Origin of the sequence: Nocardia sp. NPDC059228, assembly GCF_042754245.1 — a bacterium.
Classification (GTDB): domain Bacteria; phylum Actinomycetota; class Actinomycetes; order Mycobacteriales; family Mycobacteriaceae; genus Nocardia.
The window spans coordinates 337,707-350,852 of the sequence record NZ_JBHZAL010000003.1 but is presented as its reverse complement, the minus strand read 5'-3'; the positions used below and the strand labels follow the sequence as shown (position 1 = coordinate 350,852).

At 67.8% G+C, this 13,146-nt stretch carries 13 protein-coding genes; 7 read left to right on the top strand and 6 right to left on the bottom strand.

From position 1 onward, the window contains the following. The first annotated feature begins 303 nt into the window (after positions 1 to 303). Together ACFXKA_RS07730 and ACFXKA_RS07725 are read left to right on the top strand one after the other, a co-directional pair. The gene (locus tag ACFXKA_RS07730) at positions 304 to 1,491 is read left to right on the top strand and encodes an aminotransferase class V-fold PLP-dependent enzyme (protein ID WP_379426626.1); all 1,188 of its coding nucleotides are present in this window, start codon (positions 304 to 306) and stop codon (positions 1,489 to 1,491) included. An 87-nt stretch (positions 1,492 to 1,578) separates the two neighbouring features. Next, complete coding sequence (locus ACFXKA_RS07725; protein WP_379426544.1) at positions 1,579 to 3,225, top strand: fatty acyl-AMP ligase; 1,647 nt, start codon at positions 1,579 to 1,581, stop codon at positions 3,223 to 3,225. Positions 3,226 to 3,254: 29 nt separating this feature from the next. On the opposite strand, the gene ACFXKA_RS07720 is transcribed toward ACFXKA_RS07725, so the two are convergent. Continuing rightward, the gene (locus tag ACFXKA_RS07720) at positions 3,255 to 4,874 is read right to left on the bottom strand and encodes a peptide chain release factor 3 (protein ID WP_364623024.1); all 1,620 of its coding nucleotides are present in this window, start codon (positions 4,872 to 4,874) and stop codon (positions 3,255 to 3,257) included. A 98-nt stretch (positions 4,875 to 4,972) separates the two neighbouring features. Beyond that, on the bottom strand, positions 4,973 to 5,542 hold the full coding sequence (locus tag ACFXKA_RS07715; RefSeq protein WP_379426543.1) for a TetR/AcrR family transcriptional regulator: 570 nt from the start codon (positions 5,540 to 5,542) through the stop codon (positions 4,973 to 4,975). A 96-nt stretch (positions 5,543 to 5,638) separates the two neighbouring features. Here ACFXKA_RS07715 and ACFXKA_RS07710 point away from each other — a divergent pair, with 96 nt between their 5' ends. Continuing rightward, positions 5,639 to 6,304 carry a lysophospholipid acyltransferase family protein gene (locus ACFXKA_RS07710; RefSeq protein ID WP_379426542.1) on the top strand — a complete coding sequence of 222 codons (666 nt, stop codon included), beginning with the start codon at positions 5,639 to 5,641 and terminating at the stop codon, positions 6,302 to 6,304. A 52-nt stretch (positions 6,305 to 6,356) separates the two neighbouring features. Here ACFXKA_RS07710 and ACFXKA_RS07705 read toward each other — a convergent pair whose 3' ends face one another. Further along, positions 6,357 to 6,836: a hypothetical protein gene (locus ACFXKA_RS07705; protein WP_379426541.1), complete on the bottom strand. Its 480-nt coding sequence runs from the start codon at positions 6,834 to 6,836 to the stop codon at positions 6,357 to 6,359. A gap of 180 nt (positions 6,837 to 7,016) precedes the next feature. Continuing rightward, positions 7,017 to 7,268 carry a hypothetical protein gene (locus ACFXKA_RS07700; protein WP_379426540.1) on the bottom strand — a complete coding sequence of 84 codons (252 nt, stop codon included), beginning with the start codon at positions 7,266 to 7,268 and terminating at the stop codon, positions 7,017 to 7,019. A 427-nt stretch (positions 7,269 to 7,695) separates the two neighbouring features. On the opposite strand from ACFXKA_RS07700, the gene ACFXKA_RS07695 reads away from it, so the two are divergent. Beyond that, positions 7,696 to 8,289 carry a 50S ribosomal protein L25/general stress protein Ctc gene (locus ACFXKA_RS07695; protein WP_379426539.1) on the top strand — a complete coding sequence of 198 codons (594 nt, stop codon included), beginning with the start codon at positions 7,696 to 7,698 and terminating at the stop codon, positions 8,287 to 8,289. A 25-nt stretch (positions 8,290 to 8,314) separates the two neighbouring features. Further along, complete coding sequence (gene pth, locus ACFXKA_RS07690) at positions 8,315 to 8,896, top strand: aminoacyl-tRNA hydrolase (RefSeq protein WP_354836056.1); 582 nt, start codon at positions 8,315 to 8,317, stop codon at positions 8,894 to 8,896. 65 nt (positions 8,897 to 8,961) lie between these two features. Here the strand turns inward: pth and ACFXKA_RS07685 are convergent, their stop codons facing one another. Both ACFXKA_RS07685 and ACFXKA_RS07680 read right to left on the bottom strand, forming a co-directional pair. Continuing rightward, positions 8,962 to 9,483 carry a nuclear transport factor 2 family protein gene (locus ACFXKA_RS07685; protein WP_354836058.1) on the bottom strand — a complete coding sequence of 174 codons (522 nt, stop codon included), beginning with the start codon at positions 9,481 to 9,483 and terminating at the stop codon, positions 8,962 to 8,964. Between the two features lie 83 nt (positions 9,484 to 9,566). Then, complete coding sequence (locus ACFXKA_RS07680) at positions 9,567 to 10,448, bottom strand: DUF4393 domain-containing protein (RefSeq protein WP_354836060.1); 882 nt, start codon at positions 10,446 to 10,448, stop codon at positions 9,567 to 9,569. A 346-nt stretch (positions 10,449 to 10,794) separates the two neighbouring features. Here ACFXKA_RS07680 and ACFXKA_RS07675 point away from each other — a divergent pair, with 346 nt between their 5' ends. Further along, positions 10,795 to 12,117 carry a hypothetical protein gene (locus ACFXKA_RS07675; protein WP_354836062.1) on the top strand — a complete coding sequence of 441 codons (1,323 nt, stop codon included), beginning with the start codon at positions 10,795 to 10,797 and terminating at the stop codon, positions 12,115 to 12,117. Then, positions 12,108 to 12,995: an Abi-alpha family protein gene (locus ACFXKA_RS07670; protein ID WP_379426538.1), complete on the top strand. Its 888-nt coding sequence runs from the start codon at positions 12,108 to 12,110 to the stop codon at positions 12,993 to 12,995. The genes ACFXKA_RS07675 and ACFXKA_RS07670 overlap by 10 nt, the downstream gene beginning before the upstream one ends. Positions 12,996 to 13,146: the final 151 nt, after the last annotated feature.

Below are 13,146 nucleotides of genomic sequence, written 5' to 3'. Positions count from 1 at the left end.
GCGGGCATGGATCCGGGGTCTCGGCTCACCACGGCCAATGCCCATTCGGCATCGCCGCGCTACTGGGCGTCGGATGCGGAAGCTGGGCCGTCGCGCCGGCCCCGGTTCGCCGACCGCACGGGCGCGGCGCCGGCGGTCGTGGTCAGCGAGCATCTGCCCGGGCAGGGCGGTGACGCCCTGGCACCGGCCGCCGTGTCGGCGATGTTCATGCAATCCCGCGTGGGATGGCTCGAAAGCGCAGGCGGCGCAACGGGTAGCGCGGCTCCCCGGTGGGCGCTCGGCGCGGTGGATAGGGTCGAACATGTGAGAGACAACGCCACACTGGACATCGCCCGTCTGCGCGCCGACACGCCGGGGTGCCGGAATCAGGTCTTTCTCGACAGCGCCGGGTCCTCGCTCCCCCCGCGGATCGTCGTCGACACCGCCATCGACCACCTGCGGCGCGAGGCCGAGATCGGTGGCTACCGCGCCGCCAACGAGCGCATCGACGACCTGCACGGCGTCAAGACGGCCATTGCCGAACTGATCAATGCCGAGCCGGCCGCGCTGGCCCTCAGCGACAGCGCCAGCCGCTCCTGGAGCGACTTCTTCTACTCGGTCCCGCTGAGCCCCGGCGATCGCATCCTGATCTCCGGCGTGGACTACGGCAGCAATGCCATCGCCGCCCTGCAGCGCGCCCGGCAGACCGGCGCGGTCGTGGAGGCCATTCCCAGCGACGGCAGCGGGCAGCTCGACCTCGACGCCCTGGACGCCATGATCGACGAGCGCGTGAAACTGGTGTCGCTGGTGCATGTTCCGACCAATGGCGGGCTGGTGAACCCGGTCGCCGAGGCCGCCCGCATCGCACACCGGGTCGGAGCGCTGGCGCTGCTGGACGCGTGCCAGTCGGCCGGTCAGCTGCCGCTCGATGTCGCCGAACTCGATGTGGACGCGCTGTCCGCCACCGGCCGCAAGTGGCTGCGGGGCCCGCGTGGCACCGGATTTCTGTATGTGCGGCCCGACCTGGCGCTGAGTCTCGAGCCCGGCCGGCTCGACCTGCACAGCGCCGAGTGGATAGCCCCCGACGACTACGTGCTCTCCCCGGACGCCGGCCGCTTCGAATTCTGGGAATGCTCGGTCGCGAGCCGCCTCGCGCTGGGCGCGGCCGTGCGCTACCTGCTCGACCTGGGTCCGGCGCAGGTGTACGCGGCGATCGCCGCGCGCGCCGAGTACCTGCGCAAGGCCCTGCAGGAGACACCCGGCGTCGAGGTACGCGACCGGGGCATCCAGCACGCGGGCATCGTGTCCTTCACCGTCGACGGCCTGGAACCGGTCCAGGTGCGCGATCGGCTGGCCGCCGAGGCCATCACCGTGACGGTCAGCCACCGCGGCTCCACGCTGCTCGATATGACCGCCAGAGAACTGAACTCGGTGGTCCGTGCCTCCCCGCACTGCTTCGTCGACTACCAGGACCTGGATCGCTTCGTCGGGGCGGTCAGGACCTTCGCCTGACCGCCGCCCAAAACGCCGAAACGGTTAACAGCGCGGACCGGGCGCGGGATCATTTGAGGTGCTGGTTCGGCGTTTGAGGAGTCGATCGTGAGCCGATTCACCGACGAAATGTATGCCACCGCCCGCGTTTCCCGGAGAGGGCTGGTGACCGGTGAACCGGATGCGCCGGTGCGGCACGACTGGGGCCGGATCCATGACATCGCCCGCCGGATGGCCGGCGGCCTGGCCGCCGCCGGGATCGGCCCGGGTGACGCGGTGGGAGTGCTGGCCGGCATGCCGGTGGACATCGCGCCCGCCTGCCAGGCGGTGTGGATGCGCGGCGCCTCGATCACCATGCTGCACCAGCCGACCCCGCGCACCGATCTGCAGGTGTGGGCGCACGACACCGAGACCGTGCTGGGCATGATCCAGGCGCGGGCCGTCATTCTGGGCGCGCCGTTCGAGATCGCGGAACCGCTGCTGCGCGAACGCGGTATCGCGGTGGTGACCATCGCGGCCATGCGCACGGGCGAGCCGATCGAGCCGGTGCCGACCGGCGAGGACGATATCGCCCTGCAGCAGTTGACATCCGGATCCACCGGGTCGCCCAAGGCGGTGCAGATCACGCACGGCAACTTCTTCGTCAACGCCCACGCCATGTTCGATCGGGTGAAATTCCAGCTCGACGACGACGTGATGATCAGCTGGCTGCCGCTGTTCCACGACATGGGCATGGTCGGATTCCTCAGCGTGCCCATGCAATTCGGCGCCGAAGTGGTGTGCGTGACCCCGCTGGACTTCCTGACCCGCCCCATCCTGTGGGCCGAGTTGATCTCGAAGTATCGCGGAACCGTCACCGCCGCACCGAATTTCGCGTATTCGCTGCTGGCCCGCCGATTGCGCAACGCGGCCGACGGTGCGGTCGATCTGAGCTGTGTCCGCTACATGTGGAACGGTGCGGAACCGGTCGAGGCCGACACCATGGACGCCCTCGCCGAGGCCGGAAAACGCTTCGGCCTCAACCCCATGGCCCTCACCCCTGTCTACGGCATGGCCGAGACCACCCTCGCGGTCTCCATCCCCGATCCGGGCCTCGGCCAGGTCCTCGACGTCGTCGACGCCGACCTGCTGGAGGCCCTCGGCAAGGCCGTCCCCATCCGCGATCCGGAACACCATCACGGCGGCGTGCGCCGGCTGCCGACCCTCGGCTACCTGGTCGACAACCTCGAGGGCCGGATCGTGGACGCCGAGCGCCGGCCCCTCCCGGTGCGCAGCGTCGGCGTCATCGAATTACGCGGCCCCGCAGTCACATCCGGCTACCTCACGGTGGACGGCTTCCGCGCCGCGCAGGACCCGGAGGGCTGGCTCGACACCGGTGACCTCGGCTACTTCACCGACGACGGGCTGGTGGTGGTGTGCGGCCGCATCAAGGACGTCATCATCATGGCGGGCCGCAATATCTTCCCCACCGATGTCGAGCGAGCGGCCCTGCGCGTCAAGGGAGTTCGCCCCGGCAATGCGGTGGCCGTGCGCCTCGACGCCGGGCAGAAACGCGAAAGCTTCGCCGTCGTGGTCGAATCCAACGATCACCAGAATCGCGAGGAGGTCCACCGCATCGAGCACGACATCGTGCACGCGGTCTTCTCCGAGGTCGGGGTCCGGCCCCGCAGCGTGACCGTTCTCGGCCCCGGCGCGTTGCCCAAGACCTCCTCCGGCAAGCTCCGGCGCTCGGCCACCGCCACCCACCTCGGCTGAGCCGGCCCGGGGGTGGGTCGCGGCACCGGCTATTCCGTTCCGGCGACCAGGAGTTCGAGGGTCAGCTTCGGCATCTCCTTGGTGATGTACTGCAACCGCCACTTGTCGCTGAACAGCGCGAGCAGCGCGCCGTCGGTGCGGGTGAAGACCTCGACACCGCGCTGCCGGTTCAGCTCCTCCGCCGATTCCGCATCGGTGCGCCGGGCCAGCTGGTACGGCAGGTGATCGAGCTGGGTCTCGACATTGAACTCGGATTGCATTCGGGCCGTGACGACTTCGAACTGCATGGGACCGACCGCGGCCAGCACCGGCGACTGGTCACCGCGGGCGTCATTGCGCAGCACCTGCACCACGCCCTCGGAGTCGAGCTGATCGATGGCCTTGCGGAACTGCTTGTACTTGCCCGCGGTCTGGGCCCGCAGCGTCGCGAAGTGCTCCGGCGCGAAGGACGGGATCGGCGGGAACTCGACCTTCTTGTCCACGAACAGGGTGTGCCCGGGAGCCAGCGCGGTGGCGTTGACCAGACCGACCACGTCACCCGGGTAGGCGGTGTCGACGGTGGTGCGCTCGCGGCCGAACACCGTCAGCGCGTACTTGGTGGCGAAGGGCCGCCCGGTCTGCGCATGGGTCACCACCATGCCGCGCTCGAACTCACCGGAGACGATGCGCATGAACGCCAGCCGGTCGCGGTGCGCGGTGTCCATGCCCGCCTGCACCTTGAAGATGACAGCGCTGAACGGCGCGGTGGTATCGCGCGGATTGCCCTTGATGTCCTTGCGGCCGCGCGGCGGCGGCGCGAGCTCGACCAGGGTGTCGAGCAGCTGGCGCACACCGAAGTTCAGCATGGCGGAGGCATAGATGACCGGCGAGGTGTGCCCGGCCAGGAACAGTTCCTGATCGTGGTCCTGCCCCGCGGCCGAGAGCAGTTCGCTCTCCTCGGCGGCGGTGGCCCACACATCGCCCTCACGCTCGGCGGCCTGCTCGGGCGTGAAGTGCTCCTCGGGGGCGATGGTCGCGCCGCCCGCGGTGCGGGTGAAGTGGATGTACTCGGTGGGCGTGCCCTCCTCGCCGCGGCGCAGCAGGCCACGGAAATCGCCGGCGATGCCGACCGGGAGGAACAGCGGGGTGGGGGTCAGGCCGATGCGCTCGACGATCTCGTCCAGCAGCTCCAGCGGCGCCTGGCCCGGGCGGTCCCACTTGTTGATGACGGTGATGACCGGGATGCCGCGATCACGCGCGACCTGAAAGAGCTTGAGCGTCTGCGGTTCCAGGCCCTTGGCGGCATCGATGAGCATGACCGCCGCGTCCACCGCGGTGAGCACGCGGTAGGTGTCCTCCGAGAAGTCGGAGTGGCCGGGGGTGTCCACCAGGTTGATGACGCAGTCGCCGTACTCGAACTGCAGGGCCGTGGAGCTGACGGAGATGCCGCGCGCCTTCTCCATCTCCATCCAGTCGGAGACGGTGGACCGGCGGCCGGCCTTGCCGTGGATCGCGCCCGCCTCGGAGATCATCTTGGCGTGTAGCGCCAGCGCCTCGGTGAGCGTCGATTTACCCGCGTCCGGGTGGGAGATCACCGCGAAGGTGCGCCGCCGCGCCGCCTCGTCGGCCAGCCGACCGGCGGTAGCTGAGGGGGCAGTCGGGGAACTCACGGGGGACTCCTTTTTGTGCAGACGAGGCAACCGCCCCAGGGTACGTGACCGGCCCCTCTGCCCGACCGGCCGGTCCAGCGCCGTCCGGGTCCGGCACGCTATTCGCCGGTTTGCCCTGCGAGGTGCCGGGCGACAGCCTGCGCGACCAGCGCTTCGATATCGGTCCCCGGCGCGATCGCCTCGATACTGCGATTCGCGACCACCACCGCGATGCCGTGCAGCTGGGTCCACAGGCTCAGGGCTCGCTCGTCCGCGCCGTCGCGCACGCACTCGGCGACCAGTGCCCGCCAGCTTGCGAACATGGGCAGTGTCGTGTTCACCCGCAGGTTCTCGCCGGCGCCCTCCAGCAGGTCGTGGCGGAACATGAGGGTGAACATCTCCGGCCGCGCGGCCGCGAAACCGATGTAGGCCAGGCAGGTGAGTTGCACCCGCGCCGGGGCCGTATCACCCTGCACCGCATCGATTTCGGTCCGCAGGTCGGCGTAGCCACGCGCGGCGATGGCGGCCAGCAGGGCGCTGTGGGTGGGGAAGTATCGCCGGGGGGCGCCGTGCGAGACCCCCGCCTCACGGGCGATGGCGCGGAGGCCGAGTTCGCCGGAGCCGACCTCCTCGAGCAGGGCGACCCCCGCGGTCACCAGGCGTTCCCGCAGCGGCTCGAGCGAAGTCATGCGTCACATTCTCCCAATAGGGGTAGACAGTGTCTACCCGGGTCCGGTAGGACAGTTAGTAGACATTGTCTACGGGCACGATTCGGGAGGCATTCCATGTGGTACTGGCTACTGAAGCAGGTATTGGTGGGGCCGGTGCTGCGACTCCTCGGGCGACCGAAGATCGAAGGGCTGCACCATGTCCCGAAGGACGGCCCGGTGATCATCGCGGCGAACCATCTGGCCGTGGTGGACTCGTTCTACCTGTGCCTGGTGCTGCGCCGCAGGGTCACCTTCATCGCCAAGCAGGAATACTTCACCGGGGGCGGCTTGCGCGGCCGCATCAATCGGTTCGTCATGAATGCCACCGGCCAGGTGCCGGTGGATCGCAGCGGCGGCACCGCGGGATCGGATTCACTGGCCGCCGCGGTCCGTATTCTCAGGTCGGGCGGTATCTGGGGCATTCACCCGGAGGGGACCCGCTCACCCGACGGCCGCGTCTACCGCGGACGCACCGGCGCGGTCCGGGTGGCCATGGAGACCGGCGCTCCCGTCATCCCCGTCGTGCTGTCCGGCACCGATCGGGTCAATCCGCGCAATCGGCGCTTCCTGCGCCCCGCCAAGGTGGGCATCTCCTTCGGCCACCCGCGCTATATCCCGCCCGCCGATCCGCCGGCCGTGCGCCAGGCCACCGACGAGCTGATGGCGGATATCGTGCGCCGCTCCGGCCGCCCGTACGTCGATTGCTACGCGGCCACGTTCAAGGCCGCAGACGCCGCGTAATCGACAGGGCCGGGTATATCGAGACGGCCCGGTAAACAGAACAGCCGGAACGTCAGCTCACCTGAGAGGAAGCGCCGAGGCTGCTCAGCAGGTTGCTGATCAGCGGGATCAGCGAGCCCGCGCTACCGGTTCCGGTCGTGGTGGTGGTCGTCGAAGGGTCGGAGACGGTGACATCCACCGGGCCGGAGGTCGGCACCGACTGGGAGCCGCCGCTCAGCACCACCCACAGGTGATGCGAGCCCGAGGTGGCCGGGGTCCACTGCACGGACGCCTGGGTGGAGCCCGAGGAGGTCGCCGAGCCGACCGACACCGTGGCGTTGGAGGCGTTGGTGTCGTACACGTTGGCGGTGACGCCGGGAACGCCGGTGATGATGTTGATGGTGTACGCCGTGCCGGTCTGGAAGTTGCTGCCGACCACGGTCATACCGTTGCTGGAGGTGTCCGCGGCGGCGAACGGGGCGGTGAGGGCGACGGTGGCGGAGATGGCTGCGATGCCCGCGGCGCTCAGACCGAACCGGCGGATGTTCTTCATGAATCTGTTTCCTTACTTCGAAGACAAGCTACTCAGCGTGCCGATCAAATTGCCTAGCACCGGAAAGGAATCTCCGCCACCGGAAGCGGGATTACCCGCAGTAACGGTGGCGGTGATCCGCACCGGTTGCGACAACGAGGCAAACAGATAGCCGGCCGCCGGTTGCCGTGCTGATTTTTGTCAGCTGACGGCGGACGAACTGCCGGTCGACGTCGAAGTGCCGTGGCCGCCCAGGTTGCCCAGGCTGCTCAGGATGTTGTTGATGAGCGGACCCAGGCTGCTGGCGCTGCCGGTTCCTCCGGTTCCGCCCGAGTTGGACGGGGGGCAGTTGGCATTCGAATCGGCCGCGGCGACCGGGGCGGTGAGAGCGACGGTGGCGGAGACGGCGGCGATGCCCACGGCACTCAGACCGAACCGGCGGATGTTCTTCATCAAACTGATCCTTACTCGGAAGACAAGCTACTCAGCCTGTCGTTCGAATTGCCCGGCACCGGAAATGGGGGGACGCATTTCCCTATGGCGCAAAGCATTCCCCGCGAGGCGGAGTGATGCGAAATGGTAGTGTGTCAGATTGCGGGAAACAAGAGTGGAAATATTCCTGTGCAATTCCTGGGAACGCCCGCCCCGCACCCGGTCGTCGAGGGGGTGCCGCAGAGTCGTTCCGGCCGCATGTTAGAGTCTTCAGGTTGTCTCGGCGAGGGTGTGGCACCCAACTGCCCACCGTGATCGACGCGGCTCGGCCTATACGGCCGTCCATGTTGGTCTTCGCCGACGAGCAGACCAACCTCAGCCAGGGCGGCCCCGTCGCCTGGCGACACGCTGACATTACAGCCGGACGAGCCGTAGGGAGTAGACAGTCATGTCCGACGCCAACCTTCTCGAAGCCACCGTACGCACCGAGTTCGGCAAGGGCGCTGCCCGCCGTACCCGCCGCGACGGCAATGTCCCGGCCGTGCTCTACGGCCACAACGAGGAGCCGCAGCACCTGTCGGTGAACGCCCAGGCGTTCGCTGCCATCCTGCGTGAGCACGGCACCAACGCCGTCCTGAACCTCGACATCAACGGCAAGAAGCAGCTGGCGCTGACCAAGTCGGTCGTCGTCCACCCGATCCGCCGCTACATCGAGCACGCCGACCTGCTGATCGTGCGCCGCGGCGAGAAGGTCACCGCCGACGTGCTCGTCGCCCTGGTCGGCGACGCCGCCGCCGGCACCCTGGTCACCCAGGACGCCACCACCCTGTCCATCGAGGCCGAGGCTCTGAACATCCCCGAGTCCATCGAGGTCTCGATCGAGGGCGCCGAGGCCGGCACCCAGATCACCGCCGGCCAGATCGAGCTGCCGAAGGGTGTCGCCCTGGCCGGTGACGCCGAGGCCCTGATCGTCAACATCATCGCCGCCCCGGCCGCCGCCGCCGAGGAAGAGGCCGCCGCTTCCGAGGAAGCCGCGGAGTAACTCCCTACTCCCACAACGGTTCTCGATGACCGAGGCAACGGCCGGGCCCGCGCTGGTGGTCGGTCTGGGTAATCCCGGATCCGAATACGAGCGCACCCGGCACAATGTCGGTTTCCTGGTCGCCGATGTGCTCGCGGAGCGCGTCGGCGGCCGATTCACCGTGCACAAGAAGTCCGGCGCGGATCTGCTCGAGGCCCGCCTGGACGGGCGCAAGGTGCTGCTGGCCAAGCCGCGCACCTACATGAACCTGTCCGGGCGGCCCGTCGCGGCGCTGGCCAAATTCTTCTCCGTGCCCGCCACCGAGGTGATCGTCGTCCACGACGAGCTCGACCTCCCCTTCGGCGCCATCCGCCTCAAGCGCGGCGGCGGCGAGGGCGGGCACAATGGGCTGCGCTCCATCTCGCAGGCCCTCACCACCAAGGACTATCTGCGCGTCCGCTTCGGCATCGGCCGCCCGCCGGGGCGCCAGGATCCCGCGGACTACGTCCTCAAGCCCTTCTCCGCGCCGGAACGCAAAGAGGTTCCGGTGATCGTCGAGCAGACCGCCGACGCGGTCGAACTGCTGCTGCGTGTGGGCTTGGAAACCGCGCAGAACCAGCTGCACTGACGCGCAACGCATTCGGCGCAGGCGACAGTGACACGTTCGCTGCGGTGAGCAGCGGCCCGATGCCGTCAGCCGATCGTGCTCGTCCCGTCCGAGCTGGGTTCGGTGCGCGGCGATTCCGCGGGTTCGCGGGCGATCAGCCCCCAGCGGCTCGAGGTCAGGCGCAGGCTGGGCAGATCCGACAGGGACAGCACCACCTCATAGGTGCGCTCGTATCCGGTGTGCGCGATGCGCCACTGCCCGTCGTCGCAGCGGACGTAGCGGTCCGAATAGAACGCCGCGCCGCGGAGCAGCATGTTGTGTCCCGGGATGAGGACGGTGTCGGCCAGGTACCAGGTGCCGGTGGCCTCGTCGCCGTGAACGTCGATTTCCGGGTGGTCGCAGCGATGTTCGGTGATGACGTGCGGGCCCAGGGTGTTGCGCATGAAGGCCAGGAAGGCGTCGCGCGATTCGAACTGGAGGTATTCGCTGTAGGTGGCGGTGGCCTCCGGAATCATCGTGTCGGCGAACTCGTCCCACGCCTTCGTGTCGAGCGCGCGCAGGTAACGGAACTTCAGCCGGCTGATCGCCGCGACGGCATCGGAATCCATACCTTCAACCATCCCATCAGGTGTAGGAAACCTTCAGGGATCGGCACGGATTTGTACCGGATCGCTATCAGCCGGATACCGACTCAGCCGTTGATGCTGAAGCAGGTGTTGCAGAAATCCTCGCCGAACTCGGTCAGACGCAGACTCTTTCGCACGATCTTGGGCACGCGACCGGCCTTTTTCAGCGCCTGCTCCACGACGGGCTGCACCTCGAGCACCATGTATCGCGACAAAACGACCGGATCTTCCGAGGTCATGGTGAGACCGAGGCGGTTCAGATTGATCAGGTAGTGCCGGGCCCGATCCGGGTAGCGGACGCCGGACTGCTCCGGAACCGAGGTCAGGTCCCCGGCGACCAGCTCGGAACCGATGCCCAGCGGCCGGTTGGTACGGACGTCCACCGACGGCTGCGGACCCTGCAGCGCCATGAAGCGCAGAATCCGAGCCTCATCGGGGGCGAGTTGATCGAGGATCCGGTCGTAGGCCGGGTGCACGTCCTCGGTGAAATAGACGTCGGCAGACCGGGCCAGCAGCGCGTCGCCGCGCCGGCGCAGGTCCTCATTGGTGACCGAGCGCACCAGGCCGTTGGTGATGGCCGCCTGCGGCGCGCCCATGGGAGTCGGTACGTAACTGACGATCTCGCGCACCGAACCCTCGGTGACACCGAGGGCGCTGCGCGCGATGGACCGCAGCGCCGCCCCCGTGCGCTCGGCGATATCGGCCGACGACTCGCCGTCCAGCGCGGCCTGCGTCAGCTGTTTGGTGATCTCGAAGCTGGTGCCGACGGCCCACTCGGTCCCCCGCACCGCGGTGCCGACCGCCAGGCCGGCGGCCCGGAAGGCGCCACGGATCAGCCGGGCCTCATTGCTGATCTGCCGCTTCTCCACATCCGAACTGCGTTCTACGGCACGGGGTCCCGGACGGGCCACGTCCTGCCCCGGGATCCTGTCTTCCGCCACGTCCATCTCCGAATATCGCCAGGTGAACACAATCGTCCACAGATTATTGCCCCCGACGGACCTTCGGGCACGTTGAACCCGCGAGCCAGACGAAGGTTACCCCAGTCCACGTCCGCCGCAGAACGACGCACATGACCCCCAACACGACCGCACAGGGCGCGATATGGATGTGGTCCGTGCCATTCTCGTGTTCCTATCGAGAGAGAGGAACATCGAGCCCGGCCAGTGTGACCGAGATCTCCGACTCAGACACTCCCCGCTGGACTCGATTCCTAAAGAACCAGTAAGGTCCGAACCGCCGAGGGGTTGTCAACGCCAACGGCGGTGCGTTGCGGGTCGGCAGGAGGGTGTCGTGCTGGAAAGTGTCTTTGGGGTGCGTCCGACCATCCTCTTGGAATTGATCACCATCCCGTTGTTCACGGGTGTGATCGGCTATATCACCAACTGGACCGGTGTGCTCATGCTGTTCAAGCCGATCCGGTTCCACGGGTTTCGGCTGCCGGGCCTGGCTGCGTTGTTTCCATTGCTGCCCAAGCGCATTCAGGTGCTGCCATTGCTGCAGTACGACGGCCGGATCGGCTGGCAGGGCATCGTGCCGTCGCGGGCGGACAAGATGGCCAGCATCGCGGTGGACAAAGGGCTGGCGAAACTCGGCAGCGTCGCGGATTTCTATCGGGAACTGGAACCCGACAAGCTCGCTGAACATTTTGTTGAAATTGCGGACCTTCAGATTCGCGACATTGTCGAGGACATCCTGAAGCGCGAACATCCGCAGCTCTGGTACAACCTGCCGACCGGTCTGCGTGAGATGGTGCACAGCCGCGTACGGGAACAGTTGCCCGATATTCTCCGGGAACTCACCGATGAACTCGGCAAGAACATCGATCAGCTGCTGGACGTCAAGTCGATGACCATTCGCTACTTCCAGGCGCGGCCGCAGATGCTGAACTCGGTGTTCCAGGTGCTGGGCGCCAAGGAACTGCGATTCATGCAGAACTTCGGCTTCTACTTCGGTGCGCCCATGGGTCTGGTGCTGGTCGCCATCCTGCACTTCACCGGCTGGTCGTCGCTGGTGGTGCTGCCGGTCGGCGGGGTGATCATCGGCTGGGTGGTGAACTGGATCGGCATCAACCTGATCTTCGAGCCCGCCTACCCGAAGTGGTGGTGCCCGTGGCGGCAGGGCCTGCTCATCAAACGGCAGCCGGAGATCACCGAGGGGTACGCGGCCCTGGTGGCCAGCGAGATCATGACGGTCGCCAATATCGGTGACGAGCTGCTCAACGGGCCGCGCGCCGACCGCACCATGCAGATGCTCCAGGACACCCTCAAGCCCGCGGCCGACCGGGCGCTCGGACCGGCCCGGTCGGTGGTCAAGTTCGCGCTGGGCAGCCGCGAGTACGACTCGCTGCAGGACACCTTCACCTCCGAGGCGATGACCATCGCGCCGATCGCCTTCGCCGACCCGGCCTTCAATGTGCAGCAGGGCAAGCAGGTGCAGGAGTACATCGCCAAACAAATGTCGGCGCTGCCCCCGCCGGAGTTCGTGGACATGCTGCGTTCGGCCATCAAACAGGACGAATGGCTTTTGTTCGTCCATGGCGGCGCGCTGGGCCTGTTCGCCGGTTACGCTCACCTCCTGATCTTCGGAACAGGAGTGGCCACCTCATGGATATGACCGACCCGTCCACCGGTGGGCGCGCCGAATCAGGTTCGGGCGAGGACGATCCCGCCGATACCGGCACCGACATCGCTGTTCGGCAGGCCGCGCCGCTGCCGGTGCCGGTCGACACGGCCGAGCGCCGGGGCGCGGCCGGGCCGGTGCGCACCGCTACCGGGGTGGTGCGAGTGGCGATGTCGGCCGCGGTCGAGGCGAGCTTCTGGAGCCTGCAGACCGCGCTGGGCGTGACCTCGGTGGTGCTGCGCGGCAGCATGGCCGGGCAGCCGCCGCGCGAGATCCTCTCCGATGCCGGTGCGCAGGTGCGGCATTCGGTCCGGCAGGCACTGGGCGTGACCGCGCCCGAGGCCGCCGAGATCGCCCCCGAGTCGAGTCCCGCCAGCGTGCTGCGCGCCCGCGGCGCCGAATTGCTGCGCCGCTCCGCCGATTTCCACACCGAGGACGACAACCACCATCACACCGCGTACGCCCGCATCCTGGGCGAGCTCGCGCCCGACGAGGCGCGCGTGGTGCGGCACCTGTACCTGGACGGGCCGCAGCCCGCGGTGGAGGTGAAGACCGGGCGGACGGCCTACCGCGGCGTTTTCAACCTGCTGGGCGAGGATGCGGCGCTGCGGTATCCGAACCGGATCGACGAATATCTGACGAATCTGGACCGGCTGGGCCTGATCGACATCACCCGCGAGGCACTGGGCAATCCGAACCGCTACCAGTTGCTCGAGGCCATGCCGGAGGTGCGCCGGCTGCTCAAGCGAGCCGGCTTCGGCACCAAGGTGATGTACCGGACCATCGAATTGACCTCGTTCGGCGCGGGATTCACCCGCACCTGCTTGCCGGTCCCGTCGCTGGACCCGCAGGTGCTCGAACAGCACGGGTAGAGCTCCGGTTGCGCCCCGCGCAACGCGTATGCCAGGGCGACAACTCATTTCGTGACCGGTTGGGGTACCTCGCCGGGTACGTCCGAAATCGGTTCGCCCCCAACCGCCGGCACGGATGCGTAGCGGATAACGGCTCCCGGCCGCCCACTGT

Excerpts from the sequence above, each read along its gene's own strand:
- ACFXKA_RS07695 (WP_379426539.1), top strand. The coding sequence starts at position 7,696 with ATGTCCGACGCCAACCTTCTCGAAGCCACCGTACGCACCGAGTTCGGC.
- ACFXKA_RS07685 (WP_354836058.1), bottom strand. The coding sequence starts at position 9,483 with ATGGATTCCGATGCCGTCGCGGCGATCAGCCGGCTGAAGTTCCGTTAC.
- ACFXKA_RS07710 (WP_379426542.1), top strand. The coding sequence starts at position 5,639 with ATGTGGTACTGGCTACTGAAGCAGGTATTGGTGGGGCCGGTGCTGCGA.
- ACFXKA_RS07705 (WP_379426541.1), bottom strand. The coding sequence starts at position 6,836 with ATGAAGAACATCCGCCGGTTCGGTCTGAGCGCCGCGGGCATCGCAGCC.
- ACFXKA_RS07670 (WP_379426538.1), top strand. The coding sequence starts at position 12,108 with ATGGATATGACCGACCCGTCCACCGGTGGGCGCGCCGAATCAGGTTCG.
- ACFXKA_RS07715 (WP_379426543.1), bottom strand. The coding sequence starts at position 5,542 with ATGACTTCGCTCGAGCCGCTGCGGGAACGCCTGGTGACCGCGGGGGTC.
- ACFXKA_RS07700 (WP_379426540.1), bottom strand. The coding sequence starts at position 7,268 with ATGAAGAACATCCGCCGGTTCGGTCTGAGTGCCGTGGGCATCGCCGCC.
- pth (WP_354836056.1), top strand. The coding sequence starts at position 8,315 with ATGACCGAGGCAACGGCCGGGCCCGCGCTGGTGGTCGGTCTGGGTAAT.
- ACFXKA_RS07680 (WP_354836060.1), bottom strand. The coding sequence starts at position 10,448 with ATGGACGTGGCGGAAGACAGGATCCCGGGGCAGGACGTGGCCCGTCCG.